Genomic DNA, 26,645 nt, shown 5'->3' on the forward strand with positions numbered 1-26,645 from the left:
TTACTTTCTAATTAATATGTCTGTTCATATTTATTTACTTCATATAAATCAATTAACTCGACTTTAGGATTATTGTCCTTGAACCACTGGAGGGAAAATTCATTTTTAAATAAAACAATAGGATTTCCTTCTCGGTCCCGGACAAGTAAATTCCGTTCATCATAAAGAGATTCATCCAGCTGCTCTTCCTTGAGCCAACGGGGGATCCTTTCGCCAACGGACTCCAGCATGACGTCCGTATTGTATTCATTCTTCATTCGATGCTGGAATACTTCATATTGCAGCTCACCCACGGCCCCTATAATATTGGAGTCGCTGCGATGCCCTTTAAATAATTGAATGGCACCTTCTTGTACCAGCTGCTCAAGGCCTTTTCTGAACTGTTTTGATTTCATGACATTTTTTGCAGTTACTTTTTTATAGAGCTCAGGTGGGAATTGTGGCAGTTCATCATATTCAAATTGTGATTTGCCTGCTATCAATGTGTCTCCAATCCGATAAATATTCGGATCATAAATACCTATAATATCTCCTGCGTAGGCTTCTTCTACGGTATCCCTGGATGAAGCAACAAACTGCTGTGTCTGTGACAATTTAATTGGTTTATTTGATCTTGCCAATTTTACAGTCATGCCTCGTTCGAACTTACCAGAGCATACTCGAAGAAACGCTACACGATCGCGGTGTGCTGGATTCATATTAGCTTGTATCTTAAAAATAAAACCGGAAAAATCCGGGTTATCAGGCTGAATGATGCCCTCTGTCGATTTCCTTGGTGCTGGTGATGGCGCCATGGTAATAAATGTATCGAAAAAGGTTTGTAATCCGAACGGTGCAAGAGCACTACCGAAGAAGACAGGCGTTTGTTCACCTGACATAACAGATTTCATAGAGAATTCATCGCCCGCTTCATCTAGCAAAGAGAGCTCATCCTCCGTTGCTTTGTAGGTTGCCTGTGATACTAATTCTTCGTGCTCAGCGTTATCTAATTCATCGTAAGGAATAGTCGTTTCTTCCTCATTTCCGTTGTACTTGATAAATTGTTTTCCTTGGCGGTCAAATACACCTAGAAAACGTTTGCCCATCCCCACCGGCCAGTTCATTGGGTATGTCTCAATATCAAGAACTTCCTCTATTTCCTCCAAGAGTTCGAGTGGCTCTCTTCCTTCACGGTCCAGCTTATTAATAAACGTAAAAATAGGAATACCGCGCATACGGCAAACCTTGAATAACTTCTTGGTTTGAGCTTCTATCCCTTTTGTAGCATCGATAATCATGACAACACTGTCCACTGCAGTTAACGTCCGGTACGTATCTTCACTGAAATCTTCGTGTCCGGGGGTATCCAGTATATTCACCTGGAAATCCTTATAGGGAAAGTTCATTACACTTGATGTGACTGAGATGCCACGTTGTTTTTCTATTTCCATCCAGTCAGAGGTAGCGAACTTGCCGGATTTCTTTCCCTTTACTGTACCTGCGGAACGAATCAATTTTCCGAACAGCAATAAACTTTCTGTTAATGTTGTTTTCCCTGCATCAGGGTGAGATATAATTGCAAACGTTTTTCGTTTAGTTACTTCATCATGTAGACTCATAAAAATCCCTTCCATTCATTCATTTATTTAGTATGTGCCCAAAGTCATTAAGCTAATAACGGGGATTTTTGATTTACATCGGTTTAATGCTCCTTAAAAACTAATTATTTATTGATAATACCATCAAAAGATATCATGTGTACAGGTTTCCAGTCAATAAACCAATGTGGATATAGTTCTAAAATTAGGGGCTCATTTCTCATGCTGTCCCTGCCTTCATTCAGCGTTCGCTCCGCTTTTTCCTGTGTTCGGCTTGGTTAATCCCGCGTTCGGACCACTTTATCCAGCGCTTGTTCAGCTTAATCCCGCGTTCACCCCGATTTATTCAGCGATCAACCCTCTGGACGAAGTGTATCTTCCGTAGTGGTAGCTAACGATCTATTCCAGAGTTACGCCGTCTTTTATATATTTTGTGTAAAAAAATTTCGGTGGAATGATTGTAACTGCAATTATGCTTTTATACCGAGTAATCACAGGTACAGTCCCAATCTCTTAGAAAACAGACTTATTTCCACCAAGGTTGACAAGGGAATAATCAGAGATTTTGTAAGTTTACCCAGCTAACTGTTTGAACTTATTTTACTGGTGCGTAAGTTAAGTAATAACTAATCTTAGTTTCTTCTATAGTAAGTCGTTTAATTTAAATGCAAGAATAATAGTGGTAAACTTCATATTAAATGCATGTTGCAACGGAATCAGTGGGAGGACACTTCATGATGAAAAATTTTTTCCAGAAGTTTTATTATGGCTGGTTCATTGTCATTATTGCCGGGTTGGGCGTATTCTTTTCGGGCCCCGGTCAAACATATTCGAATTCACAATTCATTGATGAGTACATACGGGAATTCGGCTGGTCGCGATCTCAGGTGTCAGGACTATATTCAGCAGCCACCTTGGTTGCCGGCGTAATCATGATTTTTGTTGGAAGGTTTATTGATCGATTTGGCCAGCGAACCATGATGGTAACTGTGGGATCGGTTTTCGGTATTGCTTGTTTATTCAACAGTATTGTTTCTAGTATGTGGATGCTTGCGGTAGGATTTTTTCTCGTGCGCTTACTGGGACAAGGGAGTATGTCGCTCATTCCGAATACATTGGTCGCGCAGTGGTTTATTAAGAAAAGAGGAATAGCATTTAGTATTATGACACTAGGAAGTTTTGCAAGTGCTATGTCGTTTCCGATTATTAATACATGGTTAATTAGCACCTGGGATTGGCAATTTGCCTGGAGGTTCTGGGGAATTCTATTACTGTTTGTGTTTGTACCAATTGCTTTATTTGGAGTAAGGAACAAACCTGAAGATATAGGACTGGAACCAGATGGGCTTTCCGTAAGTAAGGGAAGAAATGTCACACCGGTTATTGGGGGTGCAATTAACGAGCCCGAACAAAATTGGACGCTCAGTGAGGCAATGAAGACGCGGGCATTCTGGGCCATTCTAGTTTGTGTTGGGATTCCGGCAATGGTAAATACAGGAATCACTTTCCATATTATTTCTATTTTCGGAACGAACGAATTAGCACCGGGAATTGCTGCAATGGTATTAAGTTTAATGGCGGTGGTTGGAATTCCAATGTCTTTTGTTTCTGGTTATATCACACAAAAGATAAGAACCAACTATTTACTTGTCGTGATTTTTATAATTGAAATTGTATTATTACTGCTGTTATTAATAGTTAATAATTTAGCTGTTGCTATTTTATTCGGCACCCTTTGGGGGGTTGCCAACGGATTTGAGAGGATAGGATTGAATGTTATTTGGCCGAATTACTTTGGGCGAAGATATATTGGAAGTATAAATGGAGTAGGTGTGACAATGGGCGTGGTGGGGTCAGCGTTTGGTCCTCTTCCTTTTGGAATTGGGTTTGATATCTTCCATAGCTACACGCCAGTATTGCTTGCCACCCTGATTTTTCCGATTATCGGGGTGTTCTGTTCCTTAATTGCCAGAAAGCCTGATAAAGCTCAACTAGCTCATTAAGGCAGAATTGATTAGAAAAAGCCCCTCCGTGTAATCCGATAAGGACACATGAAGGGGGTTCTATTAATTATTATATTCTCTCACCATTTTTAAGTCGTTCTATAAATTCATTTAGATCCTCTTTTTTAACTCTCCAGTGTCTACCAATTTTAAAACCGGGTATTTTATTTTCCTGCACCAATTTATATGTAGTCACTTCACTTAACTGCAAATACTCTGCAACCTGCGAAACGGTCATTATTTCGTTCGTCATAAACATGCCTCCAAACTGTATGCATTATTTATCATACCATAAATAACGCCTGTTTTTCTAAAATATAGAATTAATTATAAATGAATGCACTCCATTATAAATGGTTTTACCCAAAGTCATTTAATTGTACATTTTGTGAAGTTGGGTATCTAGTTGACGTTAAACAAAGATAATTGTAGAAAAACATCAATGATCGCGTTTACATGGGGTTTTGAATTCATGAAATAATATGGTATGATTCGTCTTGTTGAAAACGGGACCAGCTTTTGTGAGAGTCAAAAGCTATTATACTATAAAACTTCAAAGAGGTGCTAAATTGGATATACAAAATTTAAAGCAGGAATGGTTTGGAAATATAAGGGGAGATGTGCTGGCGGGGATAGTTGTAGCTCTTGCACTCATCCCTGAAGCAATTGCTTTCTCTATTATTGCAGGGGTAGATCCGATGGTTGGTCTTTATGCTTCATTTTGTATAGCGGTAGTCATCGCTTTTGTGGGTGGTCGCCCGGGTATGATATCTGCTGCAACAGGAGCAATGGCGTTACTTATGGTAACATTGATCGCTGATCATGGTTTACAATATTTGCTGGCAGCAACAATTTTAACGGGAATTCTACAAATTCTATTTGGTGTTTTAAAACTGGCAAAAATAATGAAATTCGTTCCACGCTCGGTAATGGTCGGATTTGTAAATGCACTTGCAATCATGATATTCACCTCACAGCTACAGCATTTTGTAGACGAAACATGGGTGATGTATTCACTTGTCGCATTAACATTGGCGATTATTTATCTATTGCCTCGTATAACAAAAGCAGTTCCATCAACGCTTGTGGCAATTGTTGTTGTTACTGCCATTGCTATCTATGGTAATATTGGCGTTGGTACAGTTGGGGACATGGGGGCAATAACACAGCAGTTACCAGTGTTTTTAATTCCTTCGATTCCATTTACGTTTGAAACATTTATGATTATACTTCCATATTCTCTTTCGTTAGCGATTGTTGGATTACTAGAATCCCTATTAACTGCTAATATCGTGGATGATATGACAGATACAGGTAGTGACAAAAACAAGGAAAGCCGTGGACAAGGGATTGCTAACGTTGTAACAGGATTCTTTGGAGGGATGGCAGGCTGTGCAATGATCGGGCAGTCTGTGATTAATGTGAAATCGGAAGGATCTGGTAGATTATCTTCCCTTGTTGCAGGTGTATTTCTCATGTTTTTAATAATCGCGCTAGGCGGGATAGTTGTTCAAATTCCAATGGCAGCACTGGCTGGTGTCATGATTATGGTTGCTATTAGTACCTTTGACTGGTCATCGGTGAAAAACCTGAACAAACTTCCAAGAACGGATGCCATTGTTATGGTAACAACTGTTGGAATTGTATTAGTTACACATGATTTATCAAAAGGTGTATTGGCTGGCGTATTGCTAAGTGCTATCTTCTTTGCAGCAAAGATCTCCAAAGTAGCAGTCACTGAAGAACTCGTATTACGGGAACAGAAAAAACTTTATCGCATAGAGGGTCAGCTGTTCTTTGCTTCAGTAAGTGATCTTCCGGACAAATTTAATTTTGAGGATTCTGTAAAAGAAGTAGAGATTGACTTAACTTACGCACATTTATGGGATGACTCAGCAATTGGTGCTTTGGATAAAATTGAAATGAAATTTGAACAGAATAACATAAAAGTAGTGTATTCGGGGCTAAACAATGAAAGCATGCATTTGAAAAAGCGTATAGGTGGCTTATCAAAAGCATCAGGACATTAATTTTATAATTTTAATTGATAAGTGAATAAAATCCGTTCATAGAGGTGAAAGCTGTGTATAATAAAATACTTTTAGCAAGCGATGGTTCCGAGCACTCTATCAGATCTGCCAAACATGCTATAGAGTTGGCAAAGAATTTTAATGGGACAATAGAGGTTGTCTACGTAATAGATGGGCAAAGCTCCAAAAATGATGTCCTGCAGAGTGCAAGTAAATATGAGATTGAATTAAAAAGGAAAGAAAAAATTAAAGCCGTTCTCGATTTACTGGGTGAAAGCTCAGTAGAATATGAGGTAAAGCTACTTCACGGAGAGCCTGGACCTACACTTATAGAATTTGCTAATGCAAATAACTTTGACTGTCTTGTCATAGGAAGCCGTGGGCTAAATAAGTTGCAAACGATGATTTTGGGTAGTGTGAGTCATAAAGTGGCAAAACATGTAGAATGCCCTGTACTCATTGTAAAGTAATTATAAAGGACTGTTTTCGTCTCTAATTTGAGGCGAGAGCAGTCCTTTTGATTGTTTATCACTATAACTGTATATAACATATTATAATTGAGTTTAATTTAAGTGTTTATAGAATAAATGAGTTATACTATATATAATAGACGATATAATATAAGTGGTGAAAAAATGAAATTAACGGATACAGGAGAAAGAGTAATTCCCGAAAAAATGAAAATCACAAATGGATTATTGCTTGAACACATTGCTAGGTATCATTTTGCTGCCAATTATGTTCACGGTCGTGTACTTGATTTTGCAAGTGGCTCAGGGTATGGAAGCCATATTATTGCGAAGTTATGTAAAGATAAAGTAAATGAAGTTATCGGGATTGATGTTGATAAGGAGTCGGTGAACTACGCTAAAGGAACGTACTATCATCCGCTAACAACCTATCTAAATGGAGATGTTACAGATCCGCGCTTACCGGAAGAGTTAGGGGAGTTTGATTGTATTCTCAGTTTCGAGACAATTGAACATGTCTCCGAAGAGAAAAAGTTTATGGCTAACCTTTATAATCTATTAAAGCCAGGGGGTTTATTAATCCTGTCAACTCCTTTTGGTAAAGGAAGAGGTGTGCCATGTGGGTCTCCTTTTCATGTTCATCAGCTGACAGTCAATGAATTTAAAAATCTATTTAATGATTATTCAGCTACATCTTTTTATTTTCAAAAAGGGGTCTTAATTGAGCCGGCCGATTTTAATACAGATAAACACCATCCACTGGGTATTGCTGTATGCAGAAAATAGAGATGAGTACATAATGTAAAACCCTAAAAACGAACGTATATTGCTCATTTCAGGGCTTTTTGGATTACTTTTCTATTTTGTTTGATTGTATGCGCCATGCTTTACTGGGCCTACAAATTGGTTCAGTTTCCAGCCATGAGCAATTGCGGCAGCAGTAAATTCTTTTGCGGCGATAGTTGCTTCCTTAACGGATTTACCTTTAGCCAGGTTTGCTGTGATGGCTGCAGCAAAAGTACAGCCTGCGCCGTGTGTATAAGTTGTATCTACTTTAGCATTCTCCAGGAGTAAGAACTCACTTCCATCATAAAAAAGATCAACAGCTTTTTCATGATCCAGCGCTTTTCCACCTTTAATAACTACATTTTTTGCACCAAGTTCCAGAATTTTTTCTGCTGCATTTTTCATACCATCAATTGTTTTAATTGGTCCAGTCTTAGCTAACTGTCCAGCTTCGAACAGGTTGGGTGTCGTAATTATTGCAAGTGGTAAAAGCAGCTCACGCATTGCATTTGTATTTTCCGGCTGCAGCACTTCATCTTCTCCCTTACATACCATGACAGGATCTATAACAACCTTATCCAGGTTATACGCAGCAATTTTCTTGGCGCCGAGTTCAATTATATCAACCGATCCCAGCATGCCTGTTTTCATTGCATCAATGCCAACAGAAAGAATCGTGTTTAATTGTTTTTCTACGATTGCCACATTAATTGGGTCTACACTATGACTCCAGTTGTTATTCGGGTCCATGGTGACGATTGATGTAAGTGCAGTCATGCCGTATACGTCATTTTCCTGAAACGTCTTTAAGTCTGCCTGTATACCTGCGCCTCCGCTTGAATCAGACCCCGCAAGTGTTAACGTTTTATTCATAGTCATACTAATTCCTCCAATTGTAGCCTTCTGTAATTTATTTTCACTATTAGAATATAACAAATTTCGCGTAAATTAAAGAATAAAATCTTCTGTATACGCGATCCAAGCTAGTTTTCCGGTGTAGCGTATTGTTCTAATTCAAAACTGACATTATAATGGAAAAGCAGATGTTAGAAAATAAAATTTATTTTATTTCATATTGGAATTGTGCCTGTACCTGAGATTCCTCGGTACAAAAGCATAGCGATATTTCAGTGAAGCGTTTTGTGATTACTCGTCTCCGCCGAAAACATCTGTATACCAATTATTACTTAAATAGTTCGAAAGGGTGGCACCAATGCAAAATATAACATTTGAGAATATTTCTATACCTGGCCATGTTGAGTTCGAGAACAAACTATATCGGCATTACCATTATCCGAAAATGCTAAGTATGTATGATAGTAATTTTATTGAATTTAAGGTTGTGCCTTCTCTGTTTGAATTTAAAGAAGCTGCCATTTATTTGAGGGAATTTCATCTAAAAAAAGGTCAAACACATGTGAAATTTTATTTTCCAGATAATGAAAAGCTGAACGAGAAACTCATTAACTATTTGAAGGAAGCAGATTATGAATATGGATACAACGAATTATACGCTATTCACCCAAACGACTTCCCTATAGTAGACAAGCATCCGTATGTAGAAATAAAAGAAGTCACTAGTGAAAATCTGGATCTATTTCTTCAATTACAGTATGAGCAGGATTTAAAGTTTGGGGAAGAATTTGCAAAAGAGAAGGTTGGTCTGCATAAACAACATTTTAAGGATCCGAGTGTTTTACAGCTTATGGCTTTTTACAAGGGGGCTCCTGCAGGATCAGTAGATATATTTATTCGGGAGAATACAGTGGAAATTGATAGCTTAAATGTTCTTGTTGATCATCAAAGAAAGGGAATAGGTGGCAGGCTTCAACAATATGTTATGGAGAGATTTCCAAGCAAAATGGTGATCTTAGTAGCTGATGGGGATGACACACCGAGAGAAATGTATAGAAAACAAAACTACACGTATCTTGGATTCAAGTATGAAATACAAAAAATCTATCAAGAATAGTTAGAAAAGTAGATGGGAGGTGCACATTCATGTTAATCAAAGATTCATACACTTTTAATGTTTGAGGGTTAGGAAGAAGAAGCAATGGACTTTTATGCAAGTAAATCCAGACTAATATATAATAATATTTTTAGAAACATCCATTTTTTATTGCTTTGGGGTGTTTCTTCGTATTTGAAATGCTTTTTGCCAGTTCTGTTGTTTGCAGCAAAGCTTCATGAGCTTTAGCTTCCTCATATGTCGGAGGATGATCACGCATGCTTAATGAAACTTTACTGACTTTCCTTCGTGTTGAATTCTATTGTTCGAGCACTAATTTCCCTGAATAATTTCGGGGAAGTCTGTCCAGGTTACGATACGGTCCATATCCAAATCCTGATTATAAGACTGATCCTTAACGATTAGTTTTACTGGTTCACCAGTAAGTGTGTTTAGCACCGCAGGCTTATCATCAACATAATAATCAAGTTTCAATTGCTGAATTATATTTATTTTTTCATCGTCTTTCATTCCATAGAAGAACCGTTCATCCTGGATAGGGAATCCTTGCTGTTTCATCCAATCTTTCGTTCTTTCACCATGTTCCTTGGGTCTGGCTGTTATATAGTAGATTTCATGACCTTGATTATACAGTTCCTGCAATGTTTCAACAGCCCCTGTGAAAGGTGGACAGGTGGTAAAGTAAATCTCTTCCAATGAACTGTTCCACATCTCTTTACCCTGGTCTTCTGTTAAGCCAAATGGTTCGTGAATTTCCACTTTTTTAATTGCATGGAAAACATCCAGTGAAAGATCTTTGTTTAGTTTCTGCTTATACAGGGAGAAAGCATGCTCTCTCAAGTTAATTAATGTGTCGTCAATATCAAAACCGAATTTCATTTTTTCATCCCTCGTTAAATTAATTTTTATTCAGCGTTGGTTAGCGATTAATCAGTGAAATCAGCTGTTTATTCAGTGTTTTGTACGATTATAGCAGTGTTCAAGGTGGTTTTATCAGCGACTTCCCGCAATATATCAGCAATCACATTTATCAGTAAATCGGATAGCCGGTAAATTTGAAATCCGGGCCTATTTTTGTAATATCTGTATCCGTCAGCTCCACAGCATCATTCATCTGATCGATGCCGGTGCCTTCTAAGAAGGTTGGCGCATGTTGGCCGCCGATTAGCTTCGGTGCAAAATATAGAACGACCTTATCAATAAGTTTATTTTCCAGAAAAGAAGCATTGATAGACCCGCCCCCTTCAATTAATACAGAAGAGACTCCTTTATCACCTAACACATGCACAACATCATTTGGGTTAACAGATGTCAAACCGCTCGTTTCAAATACTGATATCCCCAGATCAATTAACAAGTTTCTTTTTTCCATATCGTAGTTTTGACTTGTAAATATCCATGTTTCAGCCTGCTTATCTGTTACAAGTTGATAATCCAGTGGTATTTTTAAAGATGAGTCAAGCACAATACGAATGGGATTTCGCCCATTTGGAATCCTTGTAGTTAATGCAGGATCGTCTTTTAGAACAGTATTAATGCCGACAAGAATCCCCATGTTTTCATTCCTTAGTAGATGGACATCATGTCTGGCTTCTTCAGAAGTGATCCACTTGCTGCTGAAGGAGTGGGTAGCAACTTTCCCATCAAGAGTTACTCCTGATTTTAAGGTGATGAATGGTTTCTTCTGTACAATAAATTTATTAAAGACTTCATTCATCTTTTGGGACTCCGCTTCACCTATTCCCACAACGACTTCTACACCCGCTGCTTCGAGTATTTTGACCCCGTTTCCTGATACAACTGGATTTGGATCGAGGGTGGCGATGACTGCCTTCTTAATGCCTGCTTCTACAATCGCTTCTGCGCAGGGCCCTGTTCTGCCGTGATGGGAGCACGGCTCGAGGGTGACAAAAATGGTGCCGCCTTTGGCATGATCACCAGCCATTTGGATAGCATGAATTTCTGCATGCGGCTCGCCAGCCTTTAAATGCGTCCCTATTCCTACTACACGATTATCATTAACAATGACCGAGCCAACTAGAGGATTTGGATCGGTTTGACCTTTCATAGCCTGTGCATTACTCAGAGCAAGCTTCATATAAAAGTCATGGTTAGTCATTTGGACAAGTACCTCCATCATCTATATGGCCTGACTTTGTGATTTTTGTCTGCAAATATTTCTCGTTATACTCAGAAACGTCACCCCATAAAGGTGTTCTGCCAGATAGATGTAAACCTGAGTTTTCCAGGGCCTTCAGTTTTTTGGGGTTGTTGGTCAGCAGGGTTACAGGCTTGGATCGTAATGTTTTAAGAACAAGAGCGGCGTCGTCATAGTTTCTGGAATCATCTACATACCCAAGAGCCTCATTTGCCTGAACGGTATCGTACCCGTTTTCTTGTAAAACATAGGCCATCGCTTTGCTGAACAGTCCAATCCCTCTACCTTCATGGTTGGCTAAGTAAAATAATGCACCAGTACCATGCTCAGTGATACGTTTCATGGATTGTTTTAATTGAAATCCGCAGTCACACCGTTTGCTTCCAAAAATATCCCCTGTATGACAGATGGAGTGCATTCGAATAAGGGCATCATCATCTTCTTCAAAATCCCCATAAACGAGAACACTCGATTGCTGATACTCTGCTAAATTTGAAGACGATAATTTATCGATTATTTTCTCGTAATCCTCCGTTACTTCGTCGTAGTTTAACCAGCAATACCACTGGAATACAATCGTTTCTCCATATAAGTTAACTGGGAGTTGGATAGGCCCCACTAGATAGATGGCGCGTTCATTTGCTTTTATTAATTGTATCTTATCTTTTAAAATAGAAAAGACTTTTGATTCAAGCTTCATTTGTTCCATTTAACTATCTCCTTCCACCTTACCTTAGTATAAATAAAGATTCCTATATCATCAATTTATCTTTCTCGGAAGCATCATAACTCTAATAAGATATTGCTTCTATAGTATGTACCTTACATTATTCTGTTTGGAAATAATACAACTAATTTATGTTGACCAGGATGGTCCAGTGGTGGTACGCTTAAATCGACCAGTGTGGTCTAAGTGGTTAGATGCATGAATAAAATGAAGCGAAAGAAGGTGGATAGCTATTACACCGCCGACATTTAATAACCTCGATGAAACTAAACAGAAACGTATTTTAAATGCGGCATTACAGGAGTTTGCAGAGAATGGATATGAGCAAGCTTCAACAAATCAAATTGTTAAACATGCTGGAATAGGAAAGGGAATGCTCTTTTATTATTTTAAAAGTAAAAAAGAACTTTATCAGTATCTAATTGATTATGCCATCAATATTATGACGAAGGAATTTCTCAGCCTGATTGATGTAAGCGAACCTGATTTCATTGATCGGCTCAGGCAGATAGCTAGTGTTAAATTAAAATTTTTCAATGAAAACCCTAGTGTTACTAATTTTATAGGATCGGTTTATTTAGCGGATGAAGTAAAGTTACCTGTACATTTGCAAAAACAGCTTACTGACTTACAATCTTATGGTTACTCGATGTTATATGAAAATATTGACCCTACATTATTCCGTGATGATATTAATGTAGATAAGGCTTTTAGACTAATACGATGGTCTATTGAAGGTTATCAGAACGAGTTGACTAATGAGTTTAAAGGAAAGCAAATTGCTTCAGTTGATTTGGATCCATACTGGGAGGAATTTTATGAGTATCTGGATGTGTTAAAAACAAGTTTCTATAAATAAGGGGGAGATTTGAATTGAGTATGCTGAAGATAACCAATTTGTCGAAAAAGTTCGGAAAGTTCACAGCTTTAGATGGGGTTAATATGGAAGTGAATGAAGGAGAAGTGTTTGGTTTCATTGGCCCAAACGGTTCTGGGAAATCCACAACTATTCGTGTGTTGCTTGGTATTTTAAAAGCAACTGAAGGTGATGTTAAAATTTTCGGCAAGGACGCTTGGAAAGATGCGGTTGACATTCACAGACGCATTGCTTATGTTCCTGGAGATGTCAATTTATGGCCAAACTTAACAGGCGGGGAAGTGATTGATCTTTTTATAAAATTACGTGGTGGCAATAATAAAAGCAGACGAGAAGAGCTGATCAAGAAATTTGATTTAGATCCATCGAAGAAATGTAGAACGTATTCAAAAGGTAATCGACAAAAAGTGGCGTTAGTTGCAGCTTTCTCATCAGGTGCAGATTTATACATTCTGGATGAACCTACGTCAGGGCTGGATCCATTGATGGAAAACGTTTTCCAGGAGTGTGTGGTGGATGCGAAGAAAGAAGGGAAGAGTGTGCTGCTTTCCAGTCACATTCTATCTGAGGTGGAGAAATTATGTGACAAAGTGGGTATTATTCGCCAGGGTCAAATCATTGAAACAGGGACACTAAGTGAGTTACGTCATTTAACACGTACAAATCTGTTTGTCGAAACAAAACAGCCAATGACTTCCTTAAGCGAATTAAAAGGGATACATGACATAGAAGAAAAAGAACAAGGTCAGGCGTTCCAAGTAGATACAGAAGAAATGGACAATGTAATGAAATACATTGCCCAATATGGAGTTATTAAATTAGAAAGCGCACCACCCAAGTTAGAGGATTTATTTATGCGGCATTATGAGGGGGCGGAAAACATTGCGGACACAGGAGCAGGAGGTGTTTCCTAATGACAGGAAACTTATTTAAGCAAACTGGTTCGCTGGCTCGGTTAATTGCAAGGCGGGATCGTATTCGAATTCCATTATGGTTGATTGGAATTACTTTCTTTACATTAATTGTACCTGTTTCTTTCATGGATTTATATGCCACGCAGACAGACAGAGATATTATGGCAGAAACGATGAAAAACCCCGCTATGACTGCAATGGTGGGACCAGGTGATTTGGATAATTATACCCTTGGTGCCATGACGTCACATCAAATGCTGCTATTAACAGCAGTTGTCGTTGGCCTGATGAGTATTTTACTGGTGACCCGTCACACAAGGGCCGATGAAGAGGATGGACGTATTGAAATGATTCGTTCTTTACCTACAGGACGCTTATCTAATTTAAGTGCAACGCTACTTGTATTATGTTTAACGAATGTGATATTGGCGTTGATCATAGGTTTTGGCTTATATGCATTAGGCATAGAAGGTATGAATCTTGGGGGCTCTCTACTATATGGTTCGGCTTTAGGTGCAACTGGTATTTTCTTTGCTGGTATAACTGCACTCTTCGCACAGCTATCTGAGAATTCCCGGGGTACAACTGGATTTTCAATAGCAATCCTGATTACTGCTTATCTAGTTCGGGCTATAGGTGATGTTGGGAATGAAACGCTGTCATGGATCTCTCCTTTGGGGTGGGTGACTCAGTCAGAGCCATACTCTAGCAATAATTGGTGGCCTATTGTATTGATGCTTGGTGTATCTATTATTCTATTTATTCTTGCAAGCTATTTAAATTCTATTCGTGATTTGGAAGCGGGGTTCTTACCTTCCAAACCAGGAAGAAAACACGCTTCTTCCTTCTTGCAGAGCCCACTAGGTCTTGCCTTAAGGCTACAACGAACCGGGACAATCGCCTGGGCTGTTGGTATGCTTCTCATGGGAATGTCTTATGGATCGGTCTTAGGTGATTTGGAATCATTCTTTGAAGGAAATGAAATGATGGAGCAAATGCTAGCTCCTGTTGAGGGGTATTCTTTAACAGAACAGTTTATTCCGATGCTATTGGTTATAATGGCGCTTCTATCAACAGTTCCTCCTGTAATGGCCATGAATAAACTATATGCAGAAGAGAAAAAGAATCGCATAGAACATTTGCTTGGTAGAGCGGTTTCGCGAAACCGTTTAATGGGTAGTCACCTGCTTATTTCCTTGGCAAATGGATTTATCATGATTTCACTTGCTACATTAGGGCTATGGGCGGCAGGAACTGCTGTTATGGAGGAAGGTTTCGACATAGGGATGATCTATGGGGCAGCACTTGTATACTATCCAGCAATAGCAATTATGATTAGCATTGCAGTGTTTCTTATAGGATTTATGCCAAAGTTGATTAGCTTAATATGGTTTTATATACTTTACTCATTTATTACGCTCTATTTAGGTGGCATATTCCAATTTCCAGAATGGGTTGGCCAACTATCCCCATTCGGACATATTCCACAACTTCCAATTGAGGAATTGGAAGTTATGCCGATTATCATTCTGACACTAGTTGCAGTTGTCTTAATCGTTGCTGGTTTTATTGGCTATAGAAACAGGGATATTGAAGGCTAGCAGGATGTAAGGTGAATACCTCCCGTTTAAACCTATGAAAAAGTTGCTTTTGCCGGCCGAGTGGTGGTGGTTGGAGAACGTGGTGTAAAATTATCAGGTGGACTAGAGGCAACGTACAAATATTGCGAGGGCATATTGTTGATGCGAATAAAGTAATTTCTATCGAGAATGGAAAAATGACAGGAAGTGGAACCCATCAGGAACTGACGTAAACCCATTGATTATACCGTGAATTCGCGGAGCAGCAGTTAACCTGAGATTACCCGTATTTAAATGAAGTTGGCTTAGAGGATGATGTGGAAATGAAAGAATATGAACAGAAAGTAAATCGTGAACTCCAAGCTTGGCGGAGAAAGGTTTTAAAACGTTCAGGTCTATTCACTCAATTATCAAAGAAAGCACAATCAAAAGTAAATGGGATGATCCCCGAAAAAGCCCATAAAGTAATAACAGATAGTATTAGAAACATGGTTAAGGCAACCTTGGTCGGCTCAACTATTACAACTAAAAAACAACAACCAATAGAAATGAGCTTGTTTGCAAGAGATGAACTTTTTAAAGAGAAGCTTACCTCATATCGTAAAACAGCAGTTATTGAAGGGGCTGGAACAGGTGCAGGGGGAATATTTCTTGGTCTTGCTGATTTCCCGTTACTGTTATCCATTAAGATGAAGTTCCTATTCGAAGCGGCTGCGATATACGGATATGATACGAAAGAGTATGAGGAGCGTCTCTTTATTCTTCATATCTTTCAGCTCGCTTTTTCAAGTGACGAAAAACGAAAAGAAACATTGCATATCATTGAGAACTGGGATAATGAGAAAGATGAATTAATAGATATGGATTGGCGTGTGTTTCAACAGGAGTATCGGGATTATATCGATTTGATTAAAATGTTTCAATTAATTCCAGGCTTAGGAGCAATTGTAGGGGCATATGCAAACCATAACCTTCTTGATACGTTAGGTGAAACGGCGCTGAATGCTTACCGTTTGCGATTTTTAACAATTAAATAATAGTGGAAACACGCCTGCTCGTCCCACCGAAAACATTTGTCCGTCGAAGCCGGACGTGGCTGTTTAATTGTAAGAATTAATTGCAGCCAAAATTTATGCTCTCCTATCTCTTGAAAAATGGCTTGAAACTCCTCAAGCCATTTTTTGCTGGAAATTATGTGATTATAGTTGATATCTAACTAGCGATTAACGTTTTGTACCTCATAAATGAAGTCGTTAAGATCATTTTATAACACTATAGGGGGATTTCCCCCACAAGATAAGGACTTTCCCTAATTACAAAAGAGGAGCTAAGTTCCTATAATGATGATAGAAGATAAAAATCAGCAAAAAAACTGGTGAAGGAGAGTTCAAATGGAAGCTACCAGCGTGGATAAAACAGTGAAAAGAACGAATTCAATAAATAATGCATTTGCATCGAAGTTTGCCAAGTCTATGTTTCTCGCAATCAGTGGTCTTGTAATTCTATCGTTTATAGGAACACGGATATTTACACATGTGGACTTAAATCTCTATGGATATATGGTAGGAACAATAGTTTTCCTTGGCGGTTTTTTCTACCGTTTTATCGCATGGGGAGAAAGACCACCAACAAAGATTTATATAAAAAAGGGAATTAAACTACTTTTCCGAAAATCAACACCAAAGACATCAGTGGAACACCTTGGTACATACAATTTTATTTGGAATAGGGGAATTTACCGATGGACCCAGCACGTATTGATCGGTTGGGGTGTCATTGTTTCATGTATGGTTACATTCCCGCTAGTGTTTGGGTGGATGTACTTTACGATGGCTGACAGTGGCTATTATACGATCGTTGCCATGGGTATAAATTTGATGACAGTCCCAGCAGATGGAGTCATTGCCTTTTTTTCCTACAATGCATTAAATTTTAGTGCCATCGCAGTAATTATTGGTGTTTGTATGGCGATGTATCGCCGGTTAAAGAATATGCAGGCAAGAGCTGAACAAAAATTTCTATATGACTTTTTGCCACTTTATCTCTTGTTATTTATAAGTATTACCGGTTTGATTTTAACGTTTATGAATGTGTTTTTACACGGAACTGGACACTACACCATGTCTCTTATTCACCAATACTCTGTTATTATCACACTAATTTATTTACCTTTTGGAAAACTTGCCCACATTCCGTTCAGACCACTTAGTGTTTTTGCAAGAAACTATCGCGAACATTATGCGGAACAGTCGATGAAGCAATGTAAGGTTTGTGGTTCTGAATTTGTGTCAACCGAGCAGACGAGTGACGTTATTGATGTACTGGAACAGAATCAGATCGAATTTAATATGAAAGACGGCTTTAATCTGGCAGAGCTTTGTCTGCCATGTCGAAGAAAGTACCGTATCTCAAGATTTTCAGGATTCGCTACACATGAAGTGCTAATCAAGGAGGCAAATCAAGATGCAAAAGGATAAATTTTTTCGGGACGTAGAGAATGTCAGGCATCCAAATGAAACACTAGTAAAAACGCACTGCAGCTACTGTGGTATGCAGTGCGGAATGAACTTACGTGTTAATACTTCAACAAATAAAATAATTGGTGTAGAACCAAGATACGACTGGCCAGTAACCCTTGGCAAAATGTGCCCTAAGGGTGTTACAGCATATCAGCAAACAAACCATGATGACCGTATCCTTAAGCCGTTGATCCGAGATGATGCTTCCTTGAAAGGTACGAAAGAAGGGTTCCGTGAAGCGAGCTGGGATGAAGCATATGATTTGATTGCCGAGAAATTTGGTAAGCTGCAAGCTGACTATGGCAAAGACAGTTTATCCGTTTTCAGCGGGGTTTCGATGACAAACGAAAAATGCTACCTTACAGGTAAATTTGCCAGAGTTGCGATGGGAACCAGATATATTGATTATAACGGGCGTTTTTGTATGTCCAGTGCTGCAGGTGGTTTCTTAAGAACATTCGGCGTTGATCGTGGATCAACGCTTCCTTGGACAGATGTTCATGAAACGGATTGCTTATTCATTGCAGGAAGCAACACGGCAGAATGCCACCCTACTTCTATGTTCCGTGTTTGGGCTGTCCAAGAGCGGGGCGGTTATCTGATCGTGGCAGACCCAAGAGAAACACCGGTTGCCAGAAGAGCTGATGTTCACTTGGATTTACGTCCGGGTACCGACCTGGCATTAGCGAATGGAATTTTACATCTATTAATTAAAAACGGCTATACAGATGAATCGTTTATTAGTGAACATACGAACGGATTTGAAGAGACCAAAGAAGTAGTAAAAGATTTCACACCGGAAGTTACGAGTATGCTGACAGGTGTAGCAGAAGAGAAAATCATAAGAGCAGCTGAGATTTACGGAAAAGCTCCTAATGCAATCGTAATGTTTGCCAGAGGGATTGAGCAGCAACAGAAAGGTGTAGATAATGTTTCTGCATATTGTAATATGGCTCTCATTACCGGTAAGATCGGCAGACCAAAAGCGGGAGTTGCGACCTTCACCGGCCAAGGTAATGGTCAGGGGGGAAGAGAACACGGACAGAAATCAGACCTTTTACCAGGCTATAGAAAGATTACCAACCCTGAACATGTAAAAGCTGTTAGTAAGGTATGGGGGATTGAGCCTGAAGAAATGCCAAAACCAGGGGTTTCTGCTTATGAAATGTTTGAATTAATGAAGGATAAAACAATTCGCGGATTGTATCTGCTTTGTTCAAATCCGGCAGTTTCTGCTCCAAATCTTAATTTTGTAAGAGGCGCATTAAAAGATCTTGATTTCATGGTATGTGCCGACTTTTATTTATCAGAGTCTGCGGAATACGCTGATGTCATTCTGCCATCGGTAACATGGTCTGAAGATGAAGGCACGGTAACTAATCTGGAAGGACGGATTATAAAAATTAATAAGGCTCAAGAACCAATTGGTGAATCAAAACCAGATTGGCAGATGCAGGTAGAGTTAGCTGAACGTCTTGGTAGAGGGAAGTACTTCTCTCATTTGAAAACAGCTAAAGATGTAGCGGATGAATTCCGGCTAGCAACAAAGGGCGGCAACGCAGATTACTATGGTGCCACATGGGATAAAATTGATAAGCAGGACGGTGTGTTTTGGCCTTGTAAAGATGAAGAGGATACCGGAACGCCCCATATGTTCCTTGACAAAAAGTTCTACCATGCCGATGAGAAAGCCAAGATCTGTGCACTTCCATATCGTCCACCGGCAGAGGAGCCATGTGAAAAATATCCTCTGCGTTTAACTACAGGTCGTGTCGTTTACCATTATCTGTCAGGTAACCAAACGAGAAGAATCAAATTTCTTAACGATATGTGCCCAGAACCATATGTAGAAGTTCATCCAGTTACTGCCGCGAAATATGGTATTAAACATGACGAAAATGTAGTTCTCTATACACGTAGAGGGAAATGTGAGTATAAAGTGAAAAGTACGGAAGCCATTCGAGAGGATACGATCTTCGTTCCGTATCATTTCGGTCACGAACAATCAATCAATCTATTAACCATCGCAGCATTGGATCCTATCTCAAAAATGCCGGAATTTAAAGTTTGTGCTGCTCAAATCGAGAAAGTTAAAACTGGGAAGGTGCTTTAAATGGAAAAGAAAAGATTATATATAGAGTTGGAAAATTGCATAGGGTGTCGCGCGTGTCTCGCTGCTTGTACACAATGCGGAGGACATGAAGAAAAGAACAGAAACTATGTGTATGATGTAAATCCATTGGTGAATCGTCAAACGATGCCACTTATGTGCTTGCATTGTGTTGATCCGGCTTGTGCAAGAAGCTGTCCGGCTCAAGCCATTCAAATACATGAAACAGGAGCAGTTTTATCTGCATTAGTTGAGAAGTGCATCGGTTGTCAAAACTGTACGATTGCTTGTCCATATGGAATCCCTAAGTTTGATGAAGAAGAGAACCTTATGTATAAATGTGACTTGTGTATTGACCGTACAAAAGATGATATTCCACCAATGTGTGCTAGTGTGTGTCCTTCCAATACGCTGCAGTGGCTCTCAGAGGAAGAGATTGAACAGAAACAGCAGCAACATGATCTTGGTAATGATAAATGGGTTACCAGCATGCCTTTCCTTGAAGGGGAAACGAATGTTAGAGTCAATCTTCCTGGAATATTGCAAGGAACAACGAAATTGTTTTAAGGAGGACCAAAGATGGCAGATGAAAATAAAAGAATACCATTTGAAGAGGATAATTATACACACAATATAGATAGAAATAATGAGCGCTCATTAGATAGACGTGGTTTCATGAAGACATTAGTTGGAGCTGCCGGTGTGTTTGCAGTCTCCAGCCTTCCATGGGGCGCAATAGCAGCAAAAGAACTTATGGGGTTGTCAAATAAAGAATATCAGCGTCTCAAAATTGCAGATGTCAAAGATGTTGCTGTAGGTGACTCGGTTGAGTTTCACTATCCAAGTGAACATGATAGTGCTGTATTAATCCGTTTGAAAAAAGATAAGTATGTAGCCTATCAAAATGCTTGTACCCACTTAATGTGCCCGGTCTATTGGGTGAAAGAACAACAAGAAATGGTCTGCCCCTGCCATCACGGGATTTTCGATGCCAATACTGGAGCTCCAACCGCTGGACCCCCAAGGCGTCCATTACCTGAGGTTATAGTAGAAGTTGATTCAGAATCCATTTATGCAGTGAGGGTGAAACGCTATGAAGCGTAGTTATGCAGGGGTCATTGGGCTGTGTATCATTTTGATGCTGGATATTGTATTTTTGCAATTATTGGTACATCAATTCTTTTATGAAAATTACGGGATGGTACTTTTGTATATGGGGTTACTTTTTGTTTTATTCCCCATTGCCGTTTTCATATACAAAAAAGAGAAAAACAAGGGGGCTAATGCGAATGGCAAGTGAAACCTATTTGGACTTTTGTTTTGTTCAAAAATCAAATGGCTCGCTGGCAGAATACGTCCAGTCCAGCTTTGAACAACTGTTTAAGCATGAGCGTCGTCTTCGATGGCATTTTGATGAAAAACAAGAGAATCATGCGGAAATTATTGTTGCTGAAGTCAAAGGAATGAGCAGATGGGCATCAGCGGAAGATTTGATTGACTACTTGGAAGAACATGCAAGCGAGAAATTCTGGAGTATTCTACAAGGCTATCAATTTCAAGTTCTTCCAGTAACGAAAGGGTGCAGTACGAATGGAAACCGTTAAATCTGAAGATCTTAAGAGGTTCATTTCAAATCCAGTACAAGTTTGTATTCATGGGAGAGAAGGAGAAGATATGGCTCCCTGGGTTAAAAGGAAAATTAATAAGGTAGAGTTATGCCCTGATAAGACACATTTACGAATTTATTTTGATAAGCATTTCTTCTTTGCCGTTCCATTAACAAGTGAAGTCGTTCAGAAGGAAACAGAATGGACTGCCTATGATGATAAAGCGAAACTCCACTATGCGATTAAAAGTGAGGGGAATTAGATGAATAATAAATTTCAACTCCCCCTGCAAACGATGAACCTTGTAGCAGGATTCATGGTATGGGTTATTCTATCGTCTTTACTGACATTTATAATTGAAGATATTCAAATTACTACACAACAGGCTGCATGGGTGACCGCTGTACCAGTAATACTCGGTTCATTATTGCGAGTTCCAATGGGATATTTAACAAATCTCTTTGGGGCAAGAATAATTTTCATAATCAGCTTTGTCCTTCTGCTGCCTCCAGTTTATTACGTCAGTATTGCAACTTCATTTGTTGATCTGCTAATCGGTGGTTTGTTTTTAGGTATTGGTGGTGCGGTCTTCTCTGTTGGTGTTACATCCTTACCTAAATACTATCCAAAGGAACGTCACGGTTTTGTAAACGGTATTTACGGAGTAGGTAACATTGGTACAGCGATAACTGCTTTTGCTGCCCCGGTAATAGCAGGACAATTCGGCTGGTCTTTTACTGTTCAGTTGTACATGGTTTTACTAGGGATACTTATCATAGCTAACTTCTTTTTCGGTGATAAAAAGGAAGTCAAAGTAAACACCCCTATGATGCAGCAAATAAAAAGTGTTTACCGAAATGAAAAATTATGGTTGTTCAGTTTATTTTATTTTTTAACATTTGGTTCTTTTGTAGCTTTTACCGTCTATTTGCCAAACTTTCTAGTTAACAACTTTGGTCTAGATAACGTTGATGCAGGCTTAAGAACAGCTGGCTTTATTGCATTAACAACATTTTTGCGCCCGGTAGGTGGTTGGCTTGCTGATCGTTTCCAGTCTCTTATTATTTTAATGTTTGTTTTCTCAGGGTTCACCCTGGCTGCACTCCTTTTATCATTTGCTCCTTCCATCCATTTGTATACAGTAGGCTGTTTCGCTATTGCTATGTCTGGCGGTATTGGAAATGGTGTTATCTTCAAGCTTGTCCCGATGTACTTTAATAAACAAGCTGGTATTGCTAATGGTATTGTATCGGCTATGGGTGGTCTAGGTGGTTTTTTCCCACCGCTTATACTAACAAGTCTTTATAGTGTAACAGGCCATTATGCTATTGGCTTCATGGCTTTATCCCAGGTTGCCCTCGCATGTTTAGTTATTGTTATATGGATGTATTATAATGACAAGCTCGCATTGTCGGACCAGGTTCTGAAGACGACCCCACTTGGTATGATGGTAACCGAAAAAAAAGGGAAAATAATAACTGTAAACCCTGCATTTACAAACCTTACAGGATACAGTGCTGAAGAAGCAATCGGTAGTACTCCCAGTATATTAAGTTCAAACAAACACTCAAAGGAATTTTATGAACATATGTGGAACAGTTTGAATGAAAAAGGTTTTTGGCAAGGTGAGATATGGAACAAAAGGAAAGATGGAGAGCTTTATCTGGAATGGCTAACGATTAATTCTATTACAGATGACTCTGGAGAAGTATCACAATACGCGGGTGTATTTAGCGATATTACCGACAAACAATAGAATTAAAGTATAACGATAAGGGGGGTAATAATGGAACCAATAGCTGTCAATCAAGCCAATACGTATATCATTCAGTCACAGGAAGAGGAGATAAAGCGCATTTCACATGATTTGCATGAAGGAATCAGTCAGAACCTGTATAGTTTATATACTGGGTTGGAGTTTTTGCAATCAGGGATTGAAGACAACACGATGAAAGAGTATGCAAAAGAGTTATCTGCTTTAATGAAACGAACGATCCAGGAAGTAAGGATGCTATCCGTAGAACTTTATCCAAACACACTGGCTGAGTTGGGGATACGGGCGGCGCTGGATAGCTATATTAAATTATTCACCTCTACTTTTGGTATTATTATAGATGTAAATACTACAGGGCAGGAATATATACTGCCCGAAACTACTGCCCTGGCAGTTTTTAGATCCTGTCAGGAAGCGATGATTAATATTGCTAAGCATGCAGATGTAACAGAAGCGGCATTTAGGTTTACATGGGAGGAAAAATCATTGACAATAGATATAGTAGATACTGGTAAAGGATTTAATGTCCAAAAAGCCATGGATAGAAATCTTTTTAAAGGAATAGCTGCTATAAAGCAAAGAATGCATAGCGAGGGTGGGGAAGCATTGATCTCTTCGGAAGAGGGGAAAGGATCCATACTTTCCCTTATACTGCCGATTAAGAGGTAAGAGGAGTGTTAGCGTGATAAAAATTTTGTTGGTGGATGATCATGCAGTAGTGCGAATGGGATTAAATGTACTGTTAAACGCTGTTCCCGATATGGAAGTTGTTGGTGAAGCATCTGAAGGTGATGAGGGAATTAAGAAAGCATTAGAGAAAATACCAGATATTGTGTTAATGGATCTAAGCATGCCGCATGGAAAAGATGGACTTTCAGCAACATCAGAGTTGAAAAAGCTACTGCCCGAGACGGCTATCTTAATTTTAACCATGCACGATGACGAAGCATATTTATTCCGCGCAATCCAAGCTGGTGCATCAGGGTGTGTATTGAAAAGCGCTCCCCATCAGGAACTGATTGAAGCAATCAGATCAGTATGCAGTGGCAATGCTTATCTTCATCCTGCCGCAACGAAGCGTTTAATGGATGAGTACTTGGGAAAGTTAAATCAGGACGGATCGGACAGCTATCAGTTAATCTCTGATAGAGAAAAGGAAGTATTAACATTAGTAGCAAAAGGATACTCAAACAAAGAAATTGCAGAGAAATTAATCATAAGTGTGAAAACAGTAGAATCCCATAAAAGCAATTTAATGGAGAAACTTCAAATGAAAACTAGGCCTGAACTGGTTTCGTACGCCTTAAAAAAAGGACTGCTCGGTTATGGTATGCAATAGGGAACATAATGATTGCGATCGAATAAGCAAACTGTTTTTATTGGAATGTGATAGATTAAGAGAAATCACGGCGTGTGACTTTACCGCTGTTGCTCTACAGCAATATAAAGGATTGGATATAAAATGGCCGTTTGTAAGTGGCAATAGAAATGATAAATACAAATATATTACTGTTCGTCTCGGCAAAGGGATAGCCGGTAAAGTTATATCCAGCAGTAGTATTATGAAGATTGATAACTTCCCTGAATCAATTGATGGCAAGTCAACAGATTATCCTATAATGTTGGCCGAAAGGTTAGTTTCGGCTTTTGCTGTACCTTTAATATGGAAAGGTATACCGAGAGGCTCTCTTTTAGTTGGATATCGTGAAGCTTGTGAATTTACAGAAAAAGATTATGATAAGATGAAGGAAATTGCACGAAGGGTGGAAAAGCTGCTGCCTGTATATTTTCTGGACTAATAGGAGGGAAGCCTGCAGTAATGAGAAACACAGACGAAATGAAACGTTCAAGTGCCGAGGCTTCTGATGAAGCTACTATTGTAGTAAATGAAACTGGTGTCATACAATCTATGAACGAGAATGCACTCCAGTTATTTCAGTTAGATGCAGAAGCCACGGGTAAAGTAATTCAAGAGCTAGTACCCGGGCTGAATAGTAACACTATGAAGCAAGGAGTCATTACCCAGCACGTTGGCAGGAACAGTAATGGCCAACAATTCCCTTTATTTCTACGTAAAAATTTATTCACCATTAATAAAATAAAATATGCTCTTCTAATCCTCCATGAAAATACAAATAGCTCCATGCCTGGAATGGAACCCCAAAAGGTACTAAATGAACTATTAGATATGAAGTACGCCCTTGATGAATCAACGATCGTAGCGATTACAGACCAAACGGGCAAAATTAATTACGTGAATGAAAAATTTTGCGAGATTTCAAAGTATACAAATGAAGAATTGATTGGCAGGGATCATCGTATTATTAATTCAGGCTATCATTCAAAAGACTTTATGCGCAATTTGTGGCGAACAATAGCAAATGGGAAAGTATGGCGGGGCGAAGTCAAAAACAGAGCAAAAGACGGGTCCCATTACTGGGTAGATACAACAATCGTGCCATTCCTGAACGATAAAGGAAAGCCACATCAATACCTTGCCATTCGAAAAGAGATTACGGAGCATAAACTTGTAGTTGATAAATTGCAAAAGTCTATACAGGAACTGGTTGATTTAAAGTTTGCTCTGGATGCATCATCAATTGTTGCAATCACAGACAAACAAGGGAAAATAACCTATGTAAATGACCAGTTTGTCCATATATCCAAATACGGACGAAAAGAGCTAATTGGCAGGACACATGCGATAATCAACTCTGGATTTCATCCAAAGTCCTTTTTTAAAGATCTCTGGAAAACCATTGGCACAGGGGAAGTGTGGAATGGAGAAATAAAAAACAAAGCAAAAGATGGTACCTACTATTGGGTCGATACAACAATTGTCCCTTTTCTGGATGGTCAAGGGAAACCCTATCAGTATCTTGCCATTCGATCAGAAATTACGAAGCGCAAGCGAATAGAAGAAGAGCTGCAGCATACAATGAACCGAATTATAAATGTGCAAGAAGAAGAGAGGAAACGCCTTTCAAGGGAAATACACGACGGAATTGGCCAAAACTTATACAGCCATTTGATAACAATTAACCGGTTATCTACGGAGGTAAATCATCCTTTGCTTGAGCAAATGCTTGAGGAAGCGACCGAGTTAATACAGGAGGTTCGTGATTTTTCCTGGGAGCTCAGACCCTCGGTATTAGATGATTTAGGACTCATTCCCGCCATTCGATCTTTTCTTAATCGGTTTTCGGAAAGTTACCACATAGATGTTTACTTTGACTGTTCTCTTTCTAATCGACTGGACAGTAATATAGAAATAACCATCTATCGGATTATCCAAGAGGCCCTTACCAACGTTCGAAAATATGCAGCCACCGATCAAGCTGCTGTCACTGTAAGAAAAGTAGAGAGCTTTATTCGAGTAACAGTAGAGGATAAAGGGAAAGGGTTTGATAGAGAACAATTATCCTCGGGTGTAGGGTTAATCAGTATGAAAGAGAGAGCTCGATCAGTCGCAGGAGAAATTCAAGTAAAATCCACTCCTGGCGAAGGAACAATTGTGGTATTAGAAATACCCACATAGGAT

Annotated in this window: 27 protein-coding genes; 21 read left to right on the forward strand and 6 right to left on the reverse strand. The window is 39.1% G+C overall.

What is annotated here, in order from left to right; translation table 11 throughout:
* Positions 1-11 precede the first annotated feature (11 nt).
* A complete protein-coding gene (locus QGM71_RS18375) occupies positions 12-1,598 on the reverse strand; it encodes a peptide chain release factor 3 (RefSeq protein ID WP_327609029.1) in 1,587 nt (528 codons plus the stop codon).
* 713 nt (positions 1,599-2,311) lie between these two features.
* Here QGM71_RS18375 and QGM71_RS18380 point away from each other — a divergent pair.
* Positions 2,312-3,580, forward strand: a complete 1,269-nt coding sequence (locus QGM71_RS18380) for an MFS transporter (protein ID WP_407703053.1) — start codon at positions 2,312-2,314, stop codon at positions 3,578-3,580.
* Between the two features lie 70 nt (positions 3,581-3,650).
* Here the strand turns inward: QGM71_RS18380 and QGM71_RS18385 are convergent, their stop codons facing one another.
* Positions 3,651-3,833, reverse strand: a complete 183-nt coding sequence (locus QGM71_RS18385; RefSeq protein WP_327609030.1) for a helix-turn-helix domain-containing protein — start codon at positions 3,831-3,833, stop codon at positions 3,651-3,653.
* A 316-nt stretch (positions 3,834-4,149) separates the two neighbouring features.
* On the opposite strand from QGM71_RS18385, the gene QGM71_RS18390 reads away from it, so the two are divergent.
* The 3 genes from QGM71_RS18390 to QGM71_RS18400 all read left to right on the forward strand — a co-directional run bounded on the left by QGM71_RS18390 (position 4,150) and on the right by QGM71_RS18400 (position 6,866).
* Entirely contained in the window at positions 4,150-5,610 is a 1,461-nt protein-coding gene (locus QGM71_RS18390) for a SulP family inorganic anion transporter (protein ID WP_327609031.1), read from the forward strand.
* 53 nt (positions 5,611-5,663) lie between these two features.
* Positions 5,664-6,080, forward strand: coding sequence for a universal stress protein (locus tag QGM71_RS18395; RefSeq protein WP_327609032.1), 417 nt, complete (start codon positions 5,664-5,666; stop codon positions 6,078-6,080).
* 165 nt (positions 6,081-6,245) lie between these two features.
* Positions 6,246-6,866: a class I SAM-dependent methyltransferase gene (locus tag QGM71_RS18400; protein ID WP_327609033.1), complete on the forward strand. Its 621-nt coding sequence runs from the start codon at positions 6,246-6,248 to the stop codon at positions 6,864-6,866.
* A gap of 72 nt (positions 6,867-6,938) precedes the next feature.
* Here the strand turns inward: QGM71_RS18400 and pdxK are convergent, their stop codons facing one another.
* A complete protein-coding gene (gene pdxK / locus QGM71_RS18405) occupies positions 6,939-7,745 on the reverse strand; it encodes a pyridoxine/pyridoxal/pyridoxamine kinase (protein WP_327609034.1) in 807 nt (268 codons plus the stop codon).
* Positions 7,746-8,079: 334 nt separating this feature from the next.
* Between pdxK and QGM71_RS18410 the strand changes: the two genes are divergently transcribed.
* On the forward strand, positions 8,080-8,838 hold the full coding sequence (locus QGM71_RS18410; RefSeq protein ID WP_327609035.1) for a GNAT family N-acetyltransferase: 759 nt from the start codon (positions 8,080-8,082) through the stop codon (positions 8,836-8,838).
* Positions 8,839-9,150: 312 nt separating this feature from the next.
* Here the strand turns inward: QGM71_RS18410 and QGM71_RS18415 are convergent, their stop codons facing one another.
* From QGM71_RS18415 to QGM71_RS18425, 3 genes are all read right to left on the reverse strand, one after another.
* Positions 9,151-9,741 carry a 5' nucleotidase, NT5C type gene (locus QGM71_RS18415; protein WP_327609081.1) on the reverse strand — a complete coding sequence of 197 codons (591 nt, stop codon included), beginning with the start codon at positions 9,739-9,741 and terminating at the stop codon, positions 9,151-9,153.
* A 127-nt stretch (positions 9,742-9,868) separates the two neighbouring features.
* Positions 9,869-10,957, reverse strand: coding sequence for a bifunctional diaminohydroxyphosphoribosylaminopyrimidine deaminase/5-amino-6-(5-phosphoribosylamino)uracil reductase RibD (gene ribD / locus QGM71_RS18420; protein WP_327609036.1), 1,089 nt, complete (start codon positions 10,955-10,957; stop codon positions 9,869-9,871).
* Entirely contained in the window at positions 10,950-11,705 is a 756-nt protein-coding gene (locus tag QGM71_RS18425; protein ID WP_327609037.1) for a GTP cyclohydrolase II, read from the reverse strand. Before QGM71_RS18425 ends, ribD begins: the two co-directional genes overlap by 8 nt.
* Positions 11,706-12,003: 298 nt before the next feature.
* On the opposite strand from QGM71_RS18425, the gene QGM71_RS18430 reads away from it, so the two are divergent.
* From QGM71_RS18430 to QGM71_RS18510, 16 genes are all read left to right on the forward strand, one after another.
* A complete protein-coding gene (locus tag QGM71_RS18430) occupies positions 12,004-12,582 on the forward strand; it encodes a TetR/AcrR family transcriptional regulator (protein ID WP_327609082.1) in 579 nt (192 codons plus the stop codon).
* A gap of 14 nt (positions 12,583-12,596) precedes the next feature.
* Positions 12,597-13,514: an ABC transporter ATP-binding protein gene (locus QGM71_RS18435; protein ID WP_327609038.1), complete on the forward strand. Its 918-nt coding sequence runs from the start codon at positions 12,597-12,599 to the stop codon at positions 13,512-13,514.
* On the forward strand, positions 13,514-15,115 hold the full coding sequence (locus tag QGM71_RS18440) for an ABC transporter permease (RefSeq protein ID WP_327609039.1): 1,602 nt from the start codon (positions 13,514-13,516) through the stop codon (positions 15,113-15,115). Before QGM71_RS18435 ends, QGM71_RS18440 begins: the two co-directional genes overlap by 1 nt.
* A gap of 302 nt (positions 15,116-15,417) precedes the next feature.
* A complete protein-coding gene (locus tag QGM71_RS18450; protein WP_327609040.1) occupies positions 15,418-16,131 on the forward strand; it encodes an EcsC family protein in 714 nt (237 codons plus the stop codon).
* A gap of 354 nt (positions 16,132-16,485) precedes the next feature.
* Positions 16,486-17,571, forward strand: coding sequence for a hypothetical protein (locus QGM71_RS18455; protein WP_327609041.1), 1,086 nt, complete (start codon positions 16,486-16,488; stop codon positions 17,569-17,571).
* Positions 17,558-19,726, forward strand: coding sequence for a molybdopterin oxidoreductase family protein (locus QGM71_RS18460; RefSeq protein ID WP_327609042.1), 2,169 nt, complete (start codon positions 17,558-17,560; stop codon positions 19,724-19,726). The genes QGM71_RS18455 and QGM71_RS18460 overlap by 14 nt, the downstream gene beginning before the upstream one ends.
* Entirely contained in the window at positions 19,727-20,290 is a 564-nt protein-coding gene (locus QGM71_RS18465; protein ID WP_327609043.1) for a 4Fe-4S dicluster domain-containing protein, read from the forward strand.
* A gap of 12 nt (positions 20,291-20,302) precedes the next feature.
* Entirely contained in the window at positions 20,303-20,827 is a 525-nt protein-coding gene (locus QGM71_RS18470) for a QcrA and Rieske domain-containing protein (RefSeq protein WP_327609044.1), read from the forward strand.
* Positions 20,817-21,023 (forward strand): hypothetical protein, encoded by a 207-nt coding sequence (locus QGM71_RS18475; RefSeq protein WP_327609045.1) that lies wholly within the window; start codon positions 20,817-20,819, stop codon positions 21,021-21,023. The genes QGM71_RS18470 and QGM71_RS18475 overlap by 11 nt, the downstream gene beginning before the upstream one ends.
* On the forward strand, positions 21,013-21,327 hold the full coding sequence (locus QGM71_RS18480) for a hypothetical protein (protein WP_327609046.1): 315 nt from the start codon (positions 21,013-21,015) through the stop codon (positions 21,325-21,327). Before QGM71_RS18475 ends, QGM71_RS18480 begins: the two co-directional genes overlap by 11 nt.
* Positions 21,314-21,592, forward strand: a complete 279-nt coding sequence (locus tag QGM71_RS18485) for a hypothetical protein (protein ID WP_327609047.1) — start codon at positions 21,314-21,316, stop codon at positions 21,590-21,592. Before QGM71_RS18480 ends, QGM71_RS18485 begins: the two co-directional genes overlap by 14 nt.
* Positions 21,593-23,086, forward strand: coding sequence for a nitrate/nitrite transporter (locus QGM71_RS18490; protein ID WP_327609048.1), 1,494 nt, complete (start codon positions 21,593-21,595; stop codon positions 23,084-23,086). It abuts the gene before it with no gap.
* Between the two features lie 30 nt (positions 23,087-23,116).
* Positions 23,117-23,773 (forward strand): sensor histidine kinase, encoded by a 657-nt coding sequence (locus tag QGM71_RS18495; RefSeq protein WP_327609049.1) that lies wholly within the window; start codon positions 23,117-23,119, stop codon positions 23,771-23,773.
* Between the two features lie 13 nt (positions 23,774-23,786).
* On the forward strand, positions 23,787-24,443 hold the full coding sequence (locus QGM71_RS18500; protein ID WP_327609050.1) for a response regulator transcription factor: 657 nt from the start codon (positions 23,787-23,789) through the stop codon (positions 24,441-24,443).
* Entirely contained in the window at positions 24,430-24,903 is a 474-nt protein-coding gene (locus tag QGM71_RS18505) for a GAF domain-containing protein (protein ID WP_327609051.1), read from the forward strand. The genes QGM71_RS18500 and QGM71_RS18505 overlap by 14 nt, the downstream gene beginning before the upstream one ends.
* 20 nt (positions 24,904-24,923) lie before the next feature.
* A complete protein-coding gene (locus QGM71_RS18510; RefSeq protein ID WP_327609052.1) occupies positions 24,924-26,642 on the forward strand; it encodes a PAS domain-containing sensor histidine kinase in 1,719 nt (572 codons plus the stop codon).
* Positions 26,643-26,645: the final 3 nt, after the last annotated feature.

Origin of the sequence: Virgibacillus tibetensis (genome assembly GCF_036026595.1) — a bacterium.
Lineage (GTDB): Bacteria > Bacillota > Bacilli > Bacillales > Amphibacillaceae > Virgibacillus_P > Virgibacillus_P tibetensis.

Excerpts from the sequence above, each read along its gene's own strand:
- QGM71_RS18490 (WP_327609048.1), top strand. The coding sequence starts at position 21,593 with ATGAATAATAAATTTCAACTCCCCCTGCAAACGATGAACCTTGTAGCA.
- QGM71_RS18485 (WP_327609047.1), top strand. The coding sequence starts at position 21,314 with ATGGAAACCGTTAAATCTGAAGATCTTAAGAGGTTCATTTCAAATCCA.
- QGM71_RS18510 (WP_327609052.1), top strand. The coding sequence starts at position 24,924 with ATGAGAAACACAGACGAAATGAAACGTTCAAGTGCCGAGGCTTCTGAT.
- QGM71_RS18460 (WP_327609042.1), top strand. The coding sequence starts at position 17,558 with ATGCAAAAGGATAAATTTTTTCGGGACGTAGAGAATGTCAGGCATCCA.
- QGM71_RS18455 (WP_327609041.1), top strand. The coding sequence starts at position 16,486 with ATGGAAGCTACCAGCGTGGATAAAACAGTGAAAAGAACGAATTCAATA.
- QGM71_RS18465 (WP_327609043.1), top strand. The coding sequence starts at position 19,727 with ATGGAAAAGAAAAGATTATATATAGAGTTGGAAAATTGCATAGGGTGT.
- QGM71_RS18495 (WP_327609049.1), top strand. The coding sequence starts at position 23,117 with ATGGAACCAATAGCTGTCAATCAAGCCAATACGTATATCATTCAGTCA.
- QGM71_RS18380 (WP_407703053.1), top strand. The coding sequence starts at position 2,312 with ATGATGAAAAATTTTTTCCAGAAGTTTTATTATGGCTGGTTCATTGTC.
- pdxK (WP_327609034.1), bottom strand. The coding sequence starts at position 7,745 with ATGACTATGAATAAAACGTTAACACTTGCGGGGTCTGATTCAAGCGGA.
- QGM71_RS18385 (WP_327609030.1), bottom strand. The coding sequence starts at position 3,833 with ATGACGAACGAAATAATGACCGTTTCGCAGGTTGCAGAGTATTTGCAG.
- QGM71_RS18475 (WP_327609045.1), top strand. The coding sequence starts at position 20,817 with ATGAAGCGTAGTTATGCAGGGGTCATTGGGCTGTGTATCATTTTGATG.
- QGM71_RS18410 (WP_327609035.1), top strand. The coding sequence starts at position 8,080 with ATGCAAAATATAACATTTGAGAATATTTCTATACCTGGCCATGTTGAG.
- QGM71_RS18480 (WP_327609046.1), top strand. The coding sequence starts at position 21,013 with ATGGCAAGTGAAACCTATTTGGACTTTTGTTTTGTTCAAAAATCAAAT.
- QGM71_RS18400 (WP_327609033.1), top strand. The coding sequence starts at position 6,246 with ATGAAATTAACGGATACAGGAGAAAGAGTAATTCCCGAAAAAATGAAA.
- QGM71_RS18440 (WP_327609039.1), top strand. The coding sequence starts at position 13,514 with ATGACAGGAAACTTATTTAAGCAAACTGGTTCGCTGGCTCGGTTAATT.
- QGM71_RS18425 (WP_327609037.1), bottom strand. The coding sequence starts at position 11,705 with ATGGAACAAATGAAGCTTGAATCAAAAGTCTTTTCTATTTTAAAAGAT.
- QGM71_RS18470 (WP_327609044.1), top strand. The coding sequence starts at position 20,303 with ATGGCAGATGAAAATAAAAGAATACCATTTGAAGAGGATAATTATACA.
- QGM71_RS18375 (WP_327609029.1), bottom strand. The coding sequence starts at position 1,598 with ATGAGTCTACATGATGAAGTAACTAAACGAAAAACGTTTGCAATTATA.
- QGM71_RS18505 (WP_327609051.1), top strand. The coding sequence starts at position 24,430 with ATGGTATGCAATAGGGAACATAATGATTGCGATCGAATAAGCAAACTG.
- QGM71_RS18450 (WP_327609040.1), top strand. The coding sequence starts at position 15,418 with ATGAAAGAATATGAACAGAAAGTAAATCGTGAACTCCAAGCTTGGCGG.
- ribD (WP_327609036.1), bottom strand. The coding sequence starts at position 10,957 with ATGACTAACCATGACTTTTATATGAAGCTTGCTCTGAGTAATGCACAG.